This window comes from Caproiciproducens sp. NJN-50, from assembly GCF_004103755.1.
GTDB lineage: Bacteria > Bacillota > Clostridia > Oscillospirales > Acutalibacteraceae > Caproicibacter.
Map to the genome: position 1 here is coordinate 22,179 of NZ_CP035283.1, position 17,897 is coordinate 40,075.

Below are 17,897 nucleotides of genomic sequence, written 5' to 3' on the forward strand. Positions count from 1 at the left end.
ACAATATATAGTATAGCACAAGAGATACCAAATGTCAAGAACTATTTTAAAGGAAAGGAGAAATTTTTTTGGAGTTTCAGCTTTCCTCTTTTTTGAGGCCTTCGGCGCTGGACGATGCCCGGACGGCGGAAAATCTGCTCACATTAAATGAGGAAACGCAGGAATTCGGGCTTGAATTGTCGCGGGAGGACGCGCTGGCGCTGGCGGAAACGAGGCGAATCGCGCTGCAAGCGAGCGGGCGCGTGGAATTCGGTACCCCCGTGCTGGAAAAGATCATCCGGGCGTTCAGCCGGTCCCGCTATTTATACCAATACGATTATGCCCCGGCGCTGCACGAACTGCTCGAAGCGTTTTTTCTGCTGAAGAATGAGACCGAAGACCGCTTTTCGGACGATAACCTGGTGGATTTTCTGTTCGACTGCTTTGAATCCCGCTACCGTGGCTCGCTGGAGATGTTCCAGGGACCGGAGCTGGAACAGCTGCGCAGGCTCCTGCTGTTCGGCGCGGAAGAGGAGAAAGACGATTGGGACGGGGAGGACAAAGATGAATGAATCCTTTCTGGCCCGCGCGGGATTGAGCGCGGAGGAATCGGAACGATTTCGCGCCGGCCTGCTCTGGGCGCTGGCGGATCAGCTAAGCCGCTATACCGCCGGACAGAGCAGTTCCGTTCCGGAGGAAGCGGCCGAAAATGTCCTTGAATCCATGCTGTACTGCGTTTCCGTCGAGCTTTCCTTCCGGCCCGACCCAGCCGCCGCGCTGCGGGCTGTCCTCCCGGACGAGCTGTTCCGCTGCGGCTGCGAACGGGTCAAAGGCATGGTGTCCGACCTGAAGGTTTTGTACCGGGAAGTGCTGAAAACCAGAATTCCCACGGAACTGATCGTTTACAACGCCACGCTGGACGGGGCAGTCCCCGGATTTTTTAAAAGCTATGACCCGGAGTACGCGGCGCATGAAAACGGCGCGCTGACCGGATTCCCGGACTATCCCCTGCTTTGCGGCGACAAAAGCCGCGGCGGCGTCCTGTACATGAGCCATTACCTGGAAGAATTGCTGCGCGAGAACCGATTCTGCGCGCGGTACAAGAAAAATTACATCCGGGCCGTCCTGACGCTGCACGGGCAAAAACATCGGCTGGATTACCGTGAAATGATCGTCAATATCCCGGAGCTTCTTCTGGAGCGGGAACACGCCCCGAAGCCGTACCGGCTGCCGGAGGAGCAGGAATCCGTTACGGATTGAACAGCAGGCCCGCGAGATGATCGGTCCGTTTCCCGCCGAGACGAAGACCCTTGACGCAGTAATGGCAGTATGCGACAATCCGGTCGGTGGTGATTTTTTGGCAGTGCTCCTGCATCAGCCTATTCTGTTCCTCCTCCGGAAGCGGAATGAATTTTCCCTTTGCGTCCATAACGAATCGTTTCGGCGCCAGTTTCAGATTCCTTGCCGGAGAGGGCGCGTACAGGGAAACGCCGCAGAACTGCGTTTTTTCGTAATTTTCCTCCTGCTCCACAATCTCCACGTTCATTTTCCGAAGCAGAGCGCGGACCGCTTTCTGCTCGGCGAGGTTGTCGCGCGAACGCCAGCAATCCTGCACTGTCATTTTTTCATGCGAGTAATCCGGAAACGGGAATTCCTCGTCCTGTAAAATCAGCTCCCACAGGGAGAGCCGTTTCACCTGCGGCATTGTCTCCTGAAAGATGGCCGCGCAGTTGTGGCAGACATAGACCATTGTGTCGCCCTCGGAAAAATTCTGAAAATCCGGCGTCGCCCTCCAGCGGGGACGCAGCCATTCCGGCATCTGCGCCGTAAATTCCTCCAGCTTGTAGTTGGGGACGCAGCACCGTATGATTTCCATATGAAACCGCCGTTCTAAATACTCCTGGATTTTCTCGCTTAATTCCGGTTTCTCCCTGGTAAACACGCAGCTTGCCACATATTTGCAGTTCCCGATGTCCATCATTCTCATTCCTCCCGAATTTTTCAAAATTCTTTTACTATTTTATGATACATCTTTTTTGATCTATGATATAGTTCAAAATACTGATATTTACGATAAACATTAATTTATTATTGAAAATCATTAATATTCGTGCTATACTAAGACCAAATTGAGTGTGGAAGGTGTTTTCTATGAATCAAAACTTTCTGAAAATTTAAAAAAGCGGAAAGATCGTGTTGGCTGCGGTAAGAATCGTGCAGGCAATCATTGCCCTGTCCGTCGCCCTTTCCCTTCTCACTGCTGTTCTGCCCGGCACGTTCTTTGCTCCTCGGATGGACAGAACAGGCGGCTTCTGGATTATCACTTTCTCAAATGTGTTTACGAACGTTGTTTTCCTTGCCGTTTTGTTTTTAATGGGCCGGTTTTTACAGACCCTGAAAGACAAATCCCCTTTTGTGAGGGAGAACGTCAAAAAGCTGAAGCTCGCGTCCGGTTTGCTGATTGCGGTGGAACCGGTCCAATTCATTTTTCAATCGGTTTCCAACGCCGTTCGTCCGGCGGCCAACGGGCAGAAAGAGGTTTTGATTACGTCCTTCGGCGGAATCATTTTTGTTCTGGGCCTGGTCGTGTTTTGCCTCTCGCTTGTTTTTGAATACGGAATCGAGCTTCAAAAGCAATCCGACGAAACTTTGTGAGGGTGTGAAAATGGCGATTATTCTCAGGTTGGACCGGGTGATGGCGGATCGGAAAATCTCTTTAAAGGAACTGTCCGAAAAAGTGGGAATCGCAAATGTCAATCTGTCCAAAATGAAAACCGGTAAAATCAGCGCGATCCGTTTTTCAACGCTCAACGCGATTTGCAGGGCTTTGGATTGCCAGCCCGGGGAGATCCTGGAGTATCGGCGGGATGACTAGAGCTTGTTTGTAAATGGAAATAACGTGATTCGGCAAGTTCTCTGAACCCAAAGAACAGCTAAAATAACAAACGGGAAAACGCGTAAATAGCGTTTTCCCATTTGTTATAAACATGTTTAAAATTGCAATCAGTAGTTAACAGCCCTGCGCTCAAAATAAGCCTGGGGATGTTTGCAGGCCGGGCAAACCTTCGGGGCGGTTTTGCCCACATAAACATAACCGCAGTTGCGGCAGACCCATACGGTTTCTTCCGCGCACTGGAACACGAGGTTGTCTTTCAGGTTTGCGGTCAGTTTTGCGTAGCGTTCCTCGTGCGTCTTCTCGATGCCGGCAACCAGGCGCATCGTGGCGGCAATTTCCTTAAAGCCTTCCTCTTCCGCCGTGTCGGCGAAATTTTTGTACATGTCTGTCCATTCATAATGTTCCCCGGCGGCCGCGTCCAGCAGATTGTCCGCGGTCGGCTTGATCCCGCCGCCGTTCAGACACTTGAACCACAGCTTTGCGTGCTCTTTCTCATTGTTCGCGGTCTCCTCAAAAATTCCGGCGATCTGCTCATAGCCTTCCTTTTTTGCCTGAGACGCGTAAAAAGTATATTTGTTTCTTGCCTGTGATTCTCCGGCGAATGCCGCCAGCAGATTTTTTTCGGTTTTGCTTCCTTTGAGTTCCATGTGTATTTCCTCCTAATACTTTAAATTTAACCGGGCGAATCCGGTTCTTTTCTGATGTTGGCATTAGTATATCACGCCGTGAAAGAAAAATCAATACAATAATAGGAATTATTATTAATTTTTATGAAAAATCTTTTCTAGTGGAACCTGCATATTTGCCGCGCGGCCCGCCGTTCAGAGCGCTGTAGAACAATTTCGTTTGGCGGGAACGGAGGCTGAAAACTTTCCGTTCCGCCAAACCGGGTTCGATAATCGTCCAGCCGGGATGCGGCTCCGCCGGTCACGGTACACATTGAAGCGGAACAAAACCACGTCGCTGTCCCGGGCCGTTCGGCCTTTCGCGGCTCCGCCGGTCACGGCTTACACATTGAAGCGGAACAAAACCACGTCGCCGTCCTGCATGACGTATTCTTTTCCTTCACTTCTTACCAGTCCTTTTTCCTTTGCGGCGGCCATCGATCCGCAGGAGATCAGGGTGTCGTAGGAGACGACCTCGGCGCGGATGAAGCCGCGTTCAAAATCCGTATGGATTTTCCCGGCAGCCTGCGGAGCCAGGGTTCCCTTTTTGATCGTCCACGCGCGCACCTCCGGCTCTCCGGCGGTCAGAAAGGAGATAAGCCCCAACAGGGCGTAGCAGGCGCGGATGAGGCGGTCCAGGCCGGATTCGGACAGTCCCATGTCGGAGAGGAACAGCTCTTTTTCCTCCGGCTCCATGCCGCTGATCTGCGCTTCGGTTTCGGCGCAGATCGGCAGAACGCCCGCGTGCTCGTTTTCGGCGTGCTCCTTTACGACTTTGAAATACGGGTTCTGCTCGATTCCATCGGAAAAATCGCCCTCGCTCATGTTCGCGGCGTAGATGGTCTGCTTGTTGGAAAGCAGCGAAACAGAGGCGAGCAGCGCGGCCTCGTCCTCCGTGCACTCCACGGTCCGGGCGGCTTTCCCCTCGTTCAGAACGCCCTTGACCCTGCGGAAGAAGTCCAGCTCCGCCTGGTATTTTTTGTCGGCCTTGATCATTTTCTGCGTGCGCTCGATGCGCCGGTCCAGCACCTCAAGGTCGGAGAGGATCAGCTCCGTGTTGATGGTTTCGATGTCGCGTTTCGGGTCGATGCCGCCGTCCACATGGACGATATCGTCGTCCTCAAAGCAGCGCACCACATGGACGATGGCGTCGCATTCGCGGATATTTGCGAGGAATTTATTGCCGAGCCCTTCGCCTTTGGACGCCCCGCGAACCAATCCGGCGATGTCCACGAATTCGATGGTGGCGGGCGTGTATTTTTTCGGGTGGTACAGTTCGGCCAGCTTATCCAGCCGCTTGTCCGGAACGGCGACCACGCCGACGTTTGGCTCGATGGTGCAGAACGGATAGTTCGCGGCCTGTGCGCCCGCGTTCGTAATCGCGTTGAACAGCGTGCTTTTGCCGACGTTCGGCAGTCCGACGATTCCCAGTTTCATTGTGTATCCTCTCTCTTTTTCAGTCTTTTTTCACGGCGCAGATCAGGCCGTCCCCAATCGGCAGCAGCGTGCTGACAAGCTCCGGCGAGGCCGCGACCTGCCGGTCGAACTTCTCCATGGGAGCGACAAGATCCTGCCATTTTTCATCGAGGTCCATCGCGGGGAACAGCGCGTCGTCAGCGAGAAAAATGCCGCCCGGCGCCAGGACCCGGATGCACTCCGGCAACAGGCGGGAATACAGGCGTTTGTCCGCGTCCTGGAACACAAGGTCGAACGAGCCGGAGCCCAGCGCCGGAAGCAGGTAGAGCGCGTCGCCCTCCCGGACCGCGGCGACGGAATCGACTCCCGCCCGGCGAAAGTTTTCCCGCGCCTGTGCCGCGGCCTTCGGATCGTTTTCCAGCGTGATGATCCTGCCGCCGTATTCCCGCGCGGCCAGCGCCATATTTGTTGCGGAATACCCGATGCTCGTGCCGATTTCCAGAATCCGCTTCGGCTTCTTCATGGCCAGAACCAGCCGGAGAAAACGCGCGACGTCATCATCCACCACGGGAATAAAATCCTTCCATTCCGTCAGCCGGACGAATTCGTCTTTTGTCAGCGTCTCTTTCCGCCGGTAAAGGGATTCGATGAATTCACCTGCTTTTTCATCCATAATCCTGTCCCCTCTTTTCAACCATATTATAAAGCCTTGTGGAAAAAATCGCAACGTGCGGCGGTACCTTTTGTCCTCGGGCCGGACAGGGACGCACTTATGCGCTCGGGCCGCACAGGCCCTTCCTTTCGGCTCCGTCCGAAAGGAGGCAAAGTTCGCACGGGGGGCAGCGTACCGCTGCATCTACGCTTTCCTTTCCCGGAGCGGCGAAAAACAGGGAAGCAACAATGCTTTTTAAGCCGTGCATGCCGTAGGCGCGTCCGGACCGGATGGTCCCCCTGACCCCCCCAGGAGCCGTCAAGAAGTTTTTTCTGTTCTTCTAACAACAGCTTTTCATTGACGACGGGGGCTGAAAAGCTGAAGCCACAGGGTATTTACCTAAAAGCCGAAAATTTTCAGAAAATTACCTTTTCGCACGTAGCTAATAACTTGGAACGTCCAATGGGAAACTCTGGCTTAATAACAAAACTGTTCTTCATGACAGGTGCCGGGGGGCGTCGGGGGGGGACGTTTAGGTGCCCCTCCCGTTGGGAAGTTGAAGTTCCCCCCGACTCAGGCTTTGCGTACTTTCGTCTGATTACGAAAGTACGGGCCCGCGCGGCCGGAGCGCAAAAGAGAAAATAAGAAGAAATAACAGGTTAAGGGGAACCGGGCCTCAGGCCCGCAGAAATCCGGCCTGAGGACAGAAAGATAAATTAAGATGAATTTTGGGTTAGGGGCATTGGCCAAAAAATTTATAAACAAATATTAAAGAAAGATTTTTAGTTGAATTTTGGTAAATTAAGGATTATAATAGGACTTGTAAGGCACAATAAAAAGTGCAAAGCAGGGACAGGGTGCTGACACACCCCGCCCCCTGCATATGGAACGAGGGTCCATACACAGCGGTTTTTACCGCGCATTTGCAGGTATATTATACCTCTTTCCCCTTGTTTTGTACAGAGGGGGGGAAAGCCGGGGACGAAAAAACGGACCTGCTTTTCACGCGCGCCGGTGTATGGAATGAAAATTTCCGTACCGGTGCTTTTTTGTGCCCTGCAGGCAGCGTGCCGCTGCATCTTCAGCCTGCCGGACAGAACAGCGAAAATTCGCAGCTCGGTTTGGCAGGACGGTTCCGGGACTCTCCCGATGGAACATTGCGCATTTTCAAACCCCGGCTCCCAAAGCGTTGGGAGCCGCAGGCGCGAAAGACACTGTGTGTCCGGGCCGAAGGGAGCGGCGGCACGCCGCCGGGTTTCCTGTTTCCGGCCGGGGGCGGGGAGTGCAGAGCAGAACGCGTGAAAAGGAATTTACATTTTAAAGGCCGGTTAAAGGCCGGTCTTCCGCTTTGCCGAAGCCCCTGACGGGGAACGGTCCGGCGGGGGAAGACGGCGCGCACCATGCCGGTGCATTACAGTGTATGTGAGGAAGTTTACTTGATTCCCCGGTCCATCCCATGGCCCGCCCTCCGGAAAACAGGGGCCGCAGACCAAAGGCCGCGCGAATGCCGATGCATCCGCGCGGCCTGATTTTATTCCCATTTATCCGGTCGTGCCCACGGTGGACACACAGCGTCTTTCGCGGCTCCGCCGTCCACGCCTTTCGCCTTCGGGAATTTCTTCCCGCTGTCCCGCCTGTCTCAGCCGACCGATTCACCGTTTGCTGACCGGCGGGCCGTAGTCCGCGGCGACTCGCCGCCGCGCATGGTCAGGGAGATGCGCTGCTTTTTCACGTCGACCGACAGCACCCATACCTTGACGATATCCCCGACCTTCAGCACCTCCGAGGGATGCTTGATGAACCGGTCGCAGATCTGGGAAACGTGAACCAGCCCGTCCTGATGCACGCCGATGTCGATAAACGCGCCGAAGTCGATCACGTTGCGCACCGTCCCGGTCAGTTCCATGCCGGGTTTCAGATCCTCCAGCTTCATCACGTCGGTGCGGAGCAGAGGCTTCGGCAGCTCGTCGCGCGGGTCGCGGCCCGGGCGCTGCAGCTCCGCCACGATGTCGAGCAGCGTCGGCACGCCCACGCCGGTTTCGGCAGCGGCCTTTTCCCGGCCAATCCGCTCCACCTTTTCCGTGAGGCCGGGGAAACTGCCGCGCCTGATTTCCGCCGCGCTGTAGTCGCACAGCTTCAAAAGCGCCTTTGCCGCCGCGTAGGACTCCGGGTGCACGGCGGTGTGGTCGAGAAGGTCCTCGCTTTCCGGTACGCGCAGGAATCCGGCGCACTGCTCGAACGCCTTCGGGCCGAGCTTCGGCACTTTGAGCAGCTCTTTCCTGCTGCGGAACGCGCCGTTTTCCTCGCGGTACCCCACGATGTTTTTCGAAACCGCGGGCGTGATTCCGGCGATGTGTTCGAGGAGCGACGGGGAGGCCGTGTTCAGGTCGGCCCCGACCGAGTTGACGCAGTCCTCCACCACGCCGGAAAGCGCGGAATCCAGCATCTTTTTCGGCATGTCATGCTGGTACTGCCCCACGCCGACCGCCTTCGGGTCGATTTTGACCAGCTCCGCCAGCGGGTCCTGGAGCCGCCGCGCGATCGAGACCGCGCTGCGCAGCGTCACGTCGAACTCCGGGAATTCCTGCGCCGCCAGCTTGCTCGCCGAATACACCGACGCGCCCGCCTCGCTGACCACCATGTAGGAAACGCCCGCGTCCAGCTCGCGGATCACCCCGGCGGCGAATTCCTCCGTCTCGTGGGACGCGGTGCCGTTCCCGATCGCGATGACCTCCACATGATGTTTTAAGATCATCCGCCGCACGGTTTCCTTCGCCTCCTCCACCTTCGCCTGCGAGTGGGTCGGGTAGATTACCCCGGTGTCGAGCACGCGCCCGGTCGCGTCCACCACGGCGACCTTGCAGCCCGTGCGGTACCCCGGGTCGAGACCCATCGCGACCTTGCCGCGCACCGGCGGCTGCAGGAACAGCTGGCGCAGGTTGACCGCGAACACCCTGACCGCGGACTCGTCCGCCGCCTCCGTCAGGGAGTTCCGGATCTCCCGCTCGATGGACGGGAAGATCAGCCGGTCGTAGGCGTCTTCGCACGCGGCGCGGACCGCGCGGGCGCAGGGCGTGTCCCCCCTGACGCACTCGGAAAAGACGATGGACAGCCCCCGCGCCCGTTCCAGCTCGACGGACAGTTTCAGAAAGCCTTCCTTTTCCCCCCGGTCGGCTGCCAGCACGCGGTGCCCCGCGATTTTATTCACCGGCTCATGAAAATCATAATACGGCGCGTAAACGCTGTCTTCCTCCGGCTTTGCCGCCTTTGAAACCAAAATGCCGTGGGCCGACGCGACCACGCGCAGCCGGCGGCGGATCTCCGCGTTGTCGGAAACGCGCTCCGCGAGAATGTCGAGCGCGCCCGCAAGCGCGTCCTCCGGCGTTTCGACCCCTTTTTCGGGATTCACATAGGATTGGGCGAGAAGGACCGGTTCGCCCGGCCCCTGCTTTCCGATCTGTTCCGCGAGCGGCTCCAGCCCCTTTTCCTTCGCCACGGAGGCGCGCGTTTTGCGCTTGGGTCGGAACGGGCGGTAAATATCCTCGATCTCCGCCAGCGTCTCCGCCTTTTGCAGCTCCGCCGTCACTTCCGGGGTCAGAAGGCCCGTTTCCTCAATCAGCGTTTTGACTTCCTCCCGGCGCTTTTCCAGCGAGCGCAGGTAGTCGAGGCGCTCCGCGATCTCGCGCAGAACCTGGTCGTCCAGCGAGCCGTGCGCCTCCTTGCGGTAGCGCGCGATGAACGGAATCGTGTTTCCGGCGTCGATCAGCTCGACGACGTTTTTCACCTGCCATTCCTGTAAGTTGAACCGGCGGGTCAGTTCGGTGATCGGATCCATGGGAATCCCTCCAAAAATCATGAAATAGCCGTTCTTTTCGGACAGTGAATATGGTAAAATATAGAAAATCGATTTTCCCGCGCGGCGCCGGAAATCCGTCTTTGCGGGCACACGGCGGGAAAAAACGGAGGAGTCTGAGTATGACCATTACCCACGCGGCAATTTACACTCTGAACCTGGAAAGACTGAAAGACTTCTACTGCCGGTGGTTCGGCGGCGAGGCCGGGCCGGCGTATGAAAACCCTGAGAAAGGCTTTTCCTCCCGCTTTGTCCGTTTCGGGCAGGGCGCGGCGCTGGAACTGATGCACCGCACACACCTGAAAGAATCCGTGCGCGGCGAGTTTACCGCGGGCTACGCGCACCTCGCGTTTTCCGCCGAATCGGAAGAAGCGGTGGAAAATCTGACAAAAAAGATGCGGGCAGGCGGCGTTCCCGTGGTGAGCGGCCCCAGGCATACCGGCGACGGCTGCTTTGAAAGCTGCGTGCTGGACCCGGACGGAAACCGGGTGGAGATCACGGCGGAGCCCAAGGTTCAGGAAAAATAGGACGCGGCCTGTTTGAGCAGCAGGCACAGCCCGTAGATGACCGGCTGGTGGAACAGGTACAGCACAAGCGCGTGGCGCCCGAACCAGGAGAGAACGGGGACCTGCGAGCGGTAGGCGATTTCCGGGAATCTGCCCGCCCCGGCCAGCTTGCCGACAAAGGTCCCCGCCGCGAAAACGAAAATCCACGGCAGCATGGGGAAATAATCGGAGCTTTCAAAGCCGGGGCCGGGGAAGCCGAGCGGCGCGAGCCAGGCGGAAGCGTAGAGTCCCTCCGGCAGCGGTATGCCGAGGCCCCGGCCGCAGCCCAGGGTTCCGTACGGAACGCCGCGCGTCAGGAAATAAAGGGCAAAGCAGACGAGGACCGGGACCCACGAAAACCGGAAGCGGTCGGCATAAGGCTTGAGAAGGCCGAACAGGATCATGCACACCGCGAGGAAATGCAGCACGCCGAACGTGATGACGTCCTCCGGCAAAAAAATCCAGGTGACCAGCGTCACGCCGAGCGCGACGGCCAGCAGCTTTGTCCCGCGCGCTAAATTGGAATGCGTCAGGTTGGAGGCGATGCCGGAGATAAACAGGAACATCCCGGCGAAAAAGGGTTCCGCGGGCATGAAGAACCGGAAAAAATAAATCCCGACGTCGTTTCCGAACAGATACCCGAACGTGTAAAAGCCGTGGTAAAACACCATGCAGAACACGGCGAAACCGCGGAGCTCGTCCATTAAATAAATCCTGCCGCGCCCGTTCGGCGCGGCGCTTTTTTCCGGCATTTGGCCGCCTCCCCGTCTTAAAATTGAACCCGTGAAAAGGATGAAATCTTCCGCTGGATATGTTATAATGGCAGCGGAGACGGCCCGGAACAAGAGGCCGTGCGAAAGAATCGTATTATTATATCATGCATCAGGAGGGAATTACAATGCCGGACACCCGATTGACAAAGGAATTCACCGTTTCTCAGGAAATGCTCGCCTCGCGCATGGGCAGCGGGCTTCTGCCCGTATTGGCAACGCCGATTGTCGCGGCCTTTTTCGAAAACACGGCGATGGAGATCGCCGCGGGGTATCTCTCGGACGGCGAAACGACCGTCGGCTCGAAAATCACCGTGGAGCATCTGGCTCCGACGGCGCCTGGCTGCAAGGTCACGGTGACCGCCGAACTGGAAGAGCATGAAAAAAGGACGTTCCGGTTCCGTCTGGAAGCGCGCGACAACGCGGGAGTCGTCGCGACGGGGACGCATGTGCGCGTCAGCGTGGCGGGCGAGCGGTTTATGAAGAAGGCGGAAGAGCGGAAAAACACGGTGGCTCAATGAGCCTTCGCTGTGATCTGATCCTGTTCGACCTGGACGGCACACTGACGGACTCCGGGCCGGGGATCACCAACGGGCTGAGGGAAGCGTTCCGGCATGTCGGCTGGCCGGTCCCCGGGCCGCAGGTGCTGCGCCGGTTCATCGGTCCTCCGCTCCTCAACATGCTGAAGGAACTTTTTCCCCGGATGACGGAAAAGACGACCGCCGAGCTGATCGGCGACTACCGCAGATACTACGCGGAGCGGGGCGCCTTTGAAAACGAGGTATACCCCGGCATTTTCGATCTTCTGGACGAGCTGCGGCTGGGCGGGGCAAAGCTGGCGGTCGTGACCTCGAAGCCCGCGACCCCGACAAAGCGAATCCTGGATTATTTCGGCCTTTCGCCGCATTTTGATTATGTCTCGGCGGAGAGCGACTCCGACCGCGGCAGCGGCAAGGAGTTTCTGATCCGCCCCGCGCTGGAGCACTTCGGCGTTCCCGCGTCCCGCGCCGTCATGATCGGCGACACGAAATACGACGCGGCGGGCGCGCGCAGGGCGGGCACGAACTTTGTCGGGGTCCTGTACGGATTCGGCACGCGGGAGGAAATGGAGCGCGAGGGCGGGGAGCATTTTTCCAGAACGGTGGAAGACCTGCGCGGATTTCTGATTGACAAATAGCGGTTCCTGTTGTATGATGATTTTGAAAATTGAAAAGGGGTGCTGGGTATTTCCCGGCTGAGAGCAGGCGAAGCGACGCCTGAAACCCATAACCTGATCTGGATAATGCCAGCGTAGGAAAACGAAAATCACGCTCCGCGCAGGCCGCGGGGCGTTTTTTTGTTCTCCATAGCGGAATTCCGGACAAAATGGAGGGACAAAAGCAATGACAAATGAAAAGAGCAATTCCGGCATGAACGCCGCCAACCTGCGGCTGGTGGAAAGCGCGATCATGCTGGCGCTTGCAACGGTGCTGAGCCTGATCAAGGTGTACCAGATGCCGCTGGGCGGGTCGGTGACGCTGTGCAGCATGCTGCCGGTGCTGCTGATCGGCTACAAATACGGGTTCAAATGGGGGGTCCTTACGGGATTTACCTACGGCGTGATCCAGCTCCTGCTGGACGTCGCGGCGGTGATGTCCTGGGGCCTGACTCCCGTCGCGGTGGCGGCGTCGTTCGCATTCGACTACCTTCTCGCGTTCACCTGCCTGGGCCTTGCGGGCATCTACGGCAAGAGCTTCCCGAAATTCGTCGCGGGGATGTTCACGGCGGTCTTCCTGCGGTTTTTGAGCCATGTGATCTCCGGCGTGACGGCCTACGCCTCCTGGCTGCCGGACGAATGGCACGGCCACCTGTGGCTTTATTCCATCGCCTACAACGGCTCGTACGTTCTTCCCGACTTCGCCGTCTGCCTTGTGGTCGGCGCGCTGCTCTACAAGCCGCTCAGGCGTTTCCTCTGAGCGGCGTGCCGCCGCTCTCTTCAGCCTACCCCTGAAAACGGAGCAATTTTTCAGTTTTTCCGGGTAGGACTGTTCCGGGAATCTCCCGGCGGCGGGACGGAGGTTGGCAACTCTCCAAAACCAAAGCCGGGAACGCCGCAGGCGGGAAAGACGCTGTGCGTCCGCCGCAGGCGCGTCCCGACCGGAGGTCCGCCGCAGGCAAGAAAGACGCTGTGCGTCTTGACATTCTTCGCCTGCTGGGATAAAATAAAAACAAAGAAAGCCACGAAGGCTTTCGCCCATCGGTAAAATTTCAGTAAAATTTCATAATTGCAATCATAATGAAACCATGAAGGGAAACCGTATGAAACGGTCTTTTCACGGTTTCATTTTTTATTTTATCAGGAAAGAGTTGTGAATCATGAAAAAATCAATGACGGTAAACCTCACCGGCGCGGCGCTCTGCATCGCCCTCGGCCTGATTCTGCCGGTTCTGTTCCACATGGTGGGGGCCGGTTCGGTCTTTCTTCCCATGCACATTCCGGTTCTGCTCTGCGGCCTGCTGTTCGGCTGGCAGTACGGCGCCGTCTGCGGTTTGATCGTGCCGCTGCTTTCCTCCCTGCTGACCGGGATGCCGCCCATTTTCCCGACGGCGGCCGCCATGATGCTGGAGCTTTGCGCCTACGGCCTTCTGACCGGTCTGTTTTACAGAAAGATGCGCTGGAACGTGTACCCCGCATTAATCTGCGCCATGCTGGGCGGAAGAGTGGTTTCCGGCGCCGCGAACGCGGTTTTCCTGGGAATGGCGGATAAGCCCTACGGATTCGCCGCCTTCCTTTCCGCTTCGTTCGTGCAGGCCGTTCCGGGAATCATCATCCAGATCGTCTTTATCCCCGTGATCGTTCTGGCTCTGGAAAAGGCGAGCGTATTTAGAAGGGAAAGGGCTTAGTCGAATTGATGGAGACAGCATCTCAGACCGGGGAAATCAGGGAATTTTTCGACCGCTGCGCGGAGACATGGGACTGCCTGGACCGCGGCAGACCGGAAAAGATCGCGGCGATCGTGACATTGTCCGGAGTAAAAGAGGGCTCCCGCGTGGCGGATATCGCCTGCGGGACGGGGGTCCTGTTTCCTGAAATCCTGTCCAGGAATCCCGCGTTTCTTCTTGGAACGGACCTTTCGGAGAAAATGATCGGCCGGGCGCGCGCAAAGTTTTCCGACGGGCGGCTGCGCACGGTGGCCTCGGACTGCTTCGAGCTCCGCGAATCGGGGTTCGACACCATTCTGATTTACAACGCGTACCCCCATTTCCCCGACAAAAAGCGGCTCGCGGAAAAGATGGCCTCCATGCTGAGGAAGGGCGGAAGGCTGATGATCGCGCACGGAACGGGCCGGGCTGCCATCAACGGCCGCCACAACGGAAAGATGACCGGCCGCATTTCCTGGGAACTGCGGTCCGCGGAAGAAGAAGCCGCGGAATTTTCCGGGCTGTTTCAAATCGATATGACGGCAGACACGGAGGAAATCTATTTCTTTTCCGGTTTCAGAAAATAAAAGCGGCGAGTCGCCGCAGACTACGGCCCGCCGGTCAGCAAACGGTGAATCGGTCGGCTGAGACAGGCGGGACAGCGGGAAGAAACTCCCGTCGGCGTGCCGCCGCACCTACAGCCCGCCGGTCGGAACGGCAAAAAGCCGTTCGCTTTGTTTAGCGGGACGGAGGTTAGATACTCCCGAAAGCGAAAGGCGGCGAGTCGCCGCGGACTACGGCCCGCCGGTCAGCAAACGGTGAATCGGTCGGCTGAGACAGGCGGGACAGCGGGAAGAAACTCCCGTCGGCGTGCCGCCGCACCTACAGCCCGCCGGTCGGAACGGCAAAAAGCCGTTCGCTTTGTTTAGCGGGACGGAGGTTAGATACTCCCGAAAGCGAAAGGCGGCGAGTCGCCGCGGACTACGGCCCGCCGGTCAGCACACAGAAGAAGGCGGGCTGAGACAGGCGGGACGGAGATAAGAATCTCCCGAAGGCGAAAAGCGTGGACGGCGGAGCCGCGAAAGACACTGTGCGTCCTTGTCTGCCAAAAGGCAAATATTTTCATTTTGTATTATAATTGAGGAATACAACGGATTGTTAATAAAAATCGGGAACGGAGCGCCATCAGGTAAGGCGCTCCGTTCCCTGTTTTGCCGGCGGAATCTCTCTCACTGCGCCGGGATGGTCGGGTTTTCTTCTGTCCACATTCTTCTCTTCACACTTACCGGAATTCCGTCGGCGGGCGGCGTGACGCCGCGCAGCCGCCGAGGGGTTCAGCCTCGGCCGGGCGCGGCAATCGCCGCCCGCAAGGCAACAAAAAGCGCCGGTACGGAATTTGTCATTCCATACACCGGCGCGCGCGCAATCAGGTCAGGGGATCATCCTTCCCCCCTCTGTACAAAAACAGAAAAAGGAAGTATAATAGGTCCTGCAATGCGCGGTGAATTCCGTGGTATATGGAGGGTGGTTCTCCGTATGCAGGAGGCGGGTGCTCGTAACACCTTGCCTCTGCATTGCGTTTTTTATTTACCTTGCGATTCTATTATAATCCTTAATTTACCAAATTTCAACAGGTAATATTTGATTTGATATTTTATCGGTTTTTGAGTGCTTGGCGCCCGGGCCTCTTAACCCCAATTTTTTCTATTCTATCTTTTTGTCCTCAGGCCGGATTCCTGTGGGCCTATGGCCCGGTTCCCCTTAACCTTATTTTTTCTTTGGCCGGGGCGCGGGTGGCGATTATATGTTTGCCTTTAGCAAGTGCCTCTTAACCCAAAATTTCTTCTATTTTCTTTTTCTGTCCTCAGGCCGGACAGGCCCTTCCTTTCGGCTCCGGGTGAATTGTCAAGTGAAGTGCAACAGATAAGAAGAAATGACTTCAGCAGGAGTTTTCCAATTCAAACATTTACGCGGGCGGTCGTTGAGACGCTCCATGACAAATGCCACGGCTTCTGGGGTAAGTTCTGTAAAACGGGTTCCTCTGGGGAAAAACTGACGAATCAATCCGTTCGTATTTTCCACAGTTGGCTTCTGCCACGGAGAGGCTGGGCGAGTGTAATAATACAACGCTTCAAAGCGGCTCTCAAATTCACGGTGGCAGTTGAATTCGATCCCTCGATCCGACGTTACCGTGCGGAGCGGAACCTTTCCGCCTTCAAAGAAGAACTCAAAGCCCCGCATGACTTCTTCCCGTCTGATGTTGCGCAGGACGGCCAGGCAGCAGTATCGACTTTTTCGGTCGGTCACATTCAGCAAATAAACGCGTTTTGCTTGTCCGAACACGATCGTGTCAGCTTCCCAGTCTCCAAGTCTCTTTCTGCGTAGAACTTCTTTGCTTCTCTCCCGGATTTCCCGCGCCCCGGCCTTGTACCCACGAGTTTCTCCATGCTGACGGCCATAGTGACGCAGTTTCATCGTAAGTTGTACGGAACGTGGCAGCAAGTCCGCGCGTAGCGACCGATATATGCTGCTGTGCGAGATTTTCATGTCCCGGTCATCCGGATAGTCTAACCGGATTCTTCCGGCAATTTGTTCGGGCGACCATGACAATTCAAGCTTTTCGGATATGTAAGCTGTCAGACGTGGGTTTTGATACAGCCTCTTCCGGCGGCATTCCATTCGCCGTTCAAGGTACCGGGCCCGTGCCGGAACGCTAAGATATTTTTGTCCCGAACGGTTCCTCTTGATCTCCCGGCTGATTGTGCCCGGATCCCTTTGCAACCTGCGTGCAAGCTGCCTCATACTGATCCCGTTATTCCACAATTGGGCTATCAATGCGCGCTCTTTTGGTGTAAGATGGTGGTAGTCCATAAAAAGCCTCTCCTTCAGTGGTGTCTTTTCAACTCCTACTGTATCATGGATTTGGCTTTTTGTGGACTCTTTCTACCCTCCTGTTGCACTTGCTATTTTAATTCACCCTTGAACGAAAGGAGGGGCCTGCGCGGCCTGAGCGCAAGAGTAGAAGTAAGAAGAAATTAGGGTTAAGAGCCACCGAGCCTCAGGTCCGCAAAAGATCAGCCCGCGCGGCCTGAGCGCAAAGAAGAAAATAAGAAGAAATAAAAGGTTAAGAGCCACCGAGCCTCAGGCCCGCAAAAGATCAGCCCGCGGCCCGAGCGCAAGAGTAGAAGTAAGAAGAAATTAGGGTTAAGAGCCACCGAGCCTCAGGTCCGCAAAAGATCGGCCCGCGCGGCCCGAGCGCAAAGAAGGCTGAAGTCGTGACCGCCGTAGGCGCAAAAGACGCTGCGCGTCCGGCCTGAGCACAAAAAGAAAAAGGACCTTTGTCCCATATGATTCAGATAAGGAGAAAACAAATGCTGAAAATCGGCTGCCACCTTTCGGCGGCGAAAGGATACGCCTCGATGTGCCGCGACGCGCTCTCGATCGGCGCGAACACGTTCCAGTTCTTTACGCGCAACCCGCGCGGAGGCAGAGCCCGCGCGCTCGACCCGAAAGATGAAAATCAGTTCCTTCAGCTGATGCGGGAAAACAACATCGGTCCGGTCGTCGCGCACGCGCCGTACACCATGAACGTCTGCTCCGCCGACGAAAAGGTCCGCGCGTTCGGGTGTTCGGTGCTGGCGGACGATCTGGCGCGCATGGAGCGCCTACCCGGCAACTGCTATAATCTTCACCCCGGCAGCCACGGCGGGCAGGGCGCGGAGGAGGGTATCCGGATGATCGCCGGCGCGCTCAACGAAATTCTAACGCCGGAAATGCATACCACGGTTCTTCTTGAAACCATGGCCGGCAAGGGGAGCGAGGTCGGCCGCAGTTTCGAGGAACTGAGGGCGATTCTCGACCGGGTGGAGTGTTCGGAGCGGATCGGCGTTTGCCTCGACACCTGCCATATATTCGACGCGGGGTACGACATCGTCGGCGACCCGGACGGCGTGCTGGGGGAATTCGACCGCGCCGTCGGCCTTTCCCGGCTGCGGGCCGTTCATCTGAACGACAGCAAAAATCCCATCGGCAGCCGCAAGGACCGGCACGAGCGGATCGGCGAGGGGCGGATCGGCTTCGACGCCCTGCTCCGCTTCGCCCGCCATCCCGCCGTGCGGGATCTTCCGCTGATCCTGGAAACGCCGAACGACCTTTCAGGCCACGGAAGGGAAATCGCGGCAATTTCGGCGGCATGGAAAACCTCCGGAAATCCGTAAGGC

The 17,897-nt window shown here is 57.1% G+C and carries 18 protein-coding genes and 1 riboswitch; of the genes, 11 read left to right on the forward strand and 7 right to left on the reverse strand.

Annotated features, from left to right (window positions below; translation table 11 throughout):
- Positions 1-68: 68 nt before the first annotated feature.
- Together EQM14_RS00100 and EQM14_RS00105 are read left to right on the forward strand one after the other, a co-directional pair.
- A complete protein-coding gene (locus tag EQM14_RS00100) occupies positions 69-551 on the forward strand; it encodes a DUF6323 family protein (protein ID WP_128741041.1) in 483 nt (160 codons plus the stop codon).
- Positions 544-1,239 carry a DUF6179 domain-containing protein gene (locus EQM14_RS00105; RefSeq protein ID WP_128741042.1) on the forward strand — a complete coding sequence of 232 codons (696 nt, stop codon included), beginning with the start codon at positions 544-546 and terminating at the stop codon, positions 1,237-1,239. Before EQM14_RS00100 ends, EQM14_RS00105 begins: the two co-directional genes overlap by 8 nt.
- On the opposite strand, the gene EQM14_RS00110 is transcribed toward EQM14_RS00105, so the two are convergent.
- Positions 1,229-1,960 carry a hypothetical protein gene (locus tag EQM14_RS00110; RefSeq protein ID WP_243112565.1) on the reverse strand — a complete coding sequence of 244 codons (732 nt, stop codon included), beginning with the start codon at positions 1,958-1,960 and terminating at the stop codon, positions 1,229-1,231. The genes EQM14_RS00105 and EQM14_RS00110 overlap by 11 nt on opposite strands.
- Before the next feature lie 215 nt (positions 1,961-2,175).
- On the opposite strand from EQM14_RS00110, the gene EQM14_RS00115 reads away from it, so the two are divergent.
- Both EQM14_RS00115 and EQM14_RS00120 read left to right on the forward strand, forming a co-directional pair.
- On the forward strand, positions 2,176-2,634 hold the full coding sequence (locus EQM14_RS00115; RefSeq protein WP_128741043.1) for a DUF2975 domain-containing protein: 459 nt from the start codon (positions 2,176-2,178) through the stop codon (positions 2,632-2,634).
- Between the two features lie 10 nt (positions 2,635-2,644).
- Positions 2,645-2,854 carry a helix-turn-helix domain-containing protein gene (locus EQM14_RS00120; protein ID WP_128741044.1) on the forward strand — a complete coding sequence of 70 codons (210 nt, stop codon included), beginning with the start codon at positions 2,645-2,647 and terminating at the stop codon, positions 2,852-2,854.
- A 128-nt stretch (positions 2,855-2,982) separates the two neighbouring features.
- Here the strand turns inward: EQM14_RS00120 and rbr are convergent, their stop codons facing one another.
- The 4 genes from rbr to EQM14_RS00140 form a co-directional block, all read right to left on the reverse strand.
- A complete protein-coding gene (rbr, locus tag EQM14_RS00125) occupies positions 2,983-3,522 on the reverse strand; it encodes a rubrerythrin (RefSeq protein WP_128741045.1) in 540 nt (179 codons plus the stop codon).
- Between the two features lie 360 nt (positions 3,523-3,882).
- Positions 3,883-4,977 carry a redox-regulated ATPase YchF gene (ychF, locus tag EQM14_RS00130; protein ID WP_128741046.1) on the reverse strand — a complete coding sequence of 365 codons (1,095 nt, stop codon included), beginning with the start codon at positions 4,975-4,977 and terminating at the stop codon, positions 3,883-3,885.
- Between the two features lie 19 nt (positions 4,978-4,996).
- Positions 4,997-5,629 carry an O-methyltransferase gene (locus tag EQM14_RS00135; RefSeq protein ID WP_128741047.1) on the reverse strand — a complete coding sequence of 211 codons (633 nt, stop codon included), beginning with the start codon at positions 5,627-5,629 and terminating at the stop codon, positions 4,997-4,999.
- Positions 5,630-7,247: 1,618 nt separating this feature from the next.
- Positions 7,248-9,443: a Tex family protein gene (locus EQM14_RS00140; RefSeq protein WP_128741048.1), complete on the reverse strand. Its 2,196-nt coding sequence runs from the start codon at positions 9,441-9,443 to the stop codon at positions 7,248-7,250.
- Between the two features lie 140 nt (positions 9,444-9,583).
- Here EQM14_RS00140 and EQM14_RS00145 point away from each other — a divergent pair, with 140 nt between their 5' ends.
- Positions 9,584-9,988, forward strand: a complete 405-nt coding sequence (locus EQM14_RS00145) for a VOC family protein (protein WP_128741049.1) — start codon at positions 9,584-9,586, stop codon at positions 9,986-9,988.
- On the opposite strand, the gene EQM14_RS00150 is transcribed toward EQM14_RS00145, so the two are convergent.
- Positions 9,976-10,758 carry a heparan-alpha-glucosaminide N-acetyltransferase gene (locus EQM14_RS00150; RefSeq protein ID WP_128741050.1) on the reverse strand — a complete coding sequence of 261 codons (783 nt, stop codon included), beginning with the start codon at positions 10,756-10,758 and terminating at the stop codon, positions 9,976-9,978. The genes EQM14_RS00145 and EQM14_RS00150 overlap by 13 nt on opposite strands.
- A 146-nt stretch (positions 10,759-10,904) precedes the next feature.
- Here EQM14_RS00150 and EQM14_RS00155 point away from each other — a divergent pair, with 146 nt between their 5' ends.
- From EQM14_RS00155 to EQM14_RS00175, 5 genes are all read left to right on the forward strand, one after another.
- The gene (locus EQM14_RS00155) at positions 10,905-11,297 is read left to right on the forward strand and encodes a thioesterase family protein (protein ID WP_128741051.1); all 393 of its coding nucleotides are present in this window, start codon (positions 10,905-10,907) and stop codon (positions 11,295-11,297) included.
- Positions 11,294-11,953, forward strand: coding sequence for an HAD-IA family hydrolase (locus EQM14_RS00160; protein WP_128741052.1), 660 nt, complete (start codon positions 11,294-11,296; stop codon positions 11,951-11,953). Before EQM14_RS00155 ends, EQM14_RS00160 begins: the two co-directional genes overlap by 4 nt.
- Positions 11,954-11,978: 25 nt before the next feature.
- A riboswitch (TPP riboswitch) is annotated at positions 11,979-12,090 on the forward strand.
- A 68-nt stretch (positions 12,091-12,158) separates the two neighbouring features.
- A complete protein-coding gene (locus EQM14_RS00165; protein ID WP_128741053.1) occupies positions 12,159-12,731 on the forward strand; it encodes an energy-coupled thiamine transporter ThiT in 573 nt (190 codons plus the stop codon).
- Between the two features lie 400 nt (positions 12,732-13,131).
- The gene (locus EQM14_RS00170; protein ID WP_128741054.1) at positions 13,132-13,659 is read left to right on the forward strand and encodes an ECF transporter S component; all 528 of its coding nucleotides are present in this window, start codon (positions 13,132-13,134) and stop codon (positions 13,657-13,659) included.
- An 8-nt stretch (positions 13,660-13,667) separates the two neighbouring features.
- On the forward strand, positions 13,668-14,264 hold the full coding sequence (locus EQM14_RS00175) for a class I SAM-dependent methyltransferase (protein WP_243112716.1): 597 nt from the start codon (positions 13,668-13,670) through the stop codon (positions 14,262-14,264).
- 1,318 nt (positions 14,265-15,582) lie between these two features.
- Here the strand turns inward: EQM14_RS00175 and EQM14_RS00180 are convergent.
- Positions 15,583-16,548 (reverse strand): IS30 family transposase, encoded by a 966-nt coding sequence (locus EQM14_RS00180; RefSeq protein WP_128741056.1) that lies wholly within the window; start codon positions 16,546-16,548, stop codon positions 15,583-15,585.
- A 500-nt stretch (positions 16,549-17,048) separates the two neighbouring features.
- Here EQM14_RS00180 and EQM14_RS00185 point away from each other — a divergent pair, with 500 nt between their 5' ends.
- Positions 17,049-17,894: a deoxyribonuclease IV gene (locus EQM14_RS00185; protein WP_128741057.1), complete on the forward strand. Its 846-nt coding sequence runs from the start codon at positions 17,049-17,051 to the stop codon at positions 17,892-17,894.
- Positions 17,895-17,897: the final 3 nt, after the last annotated feature.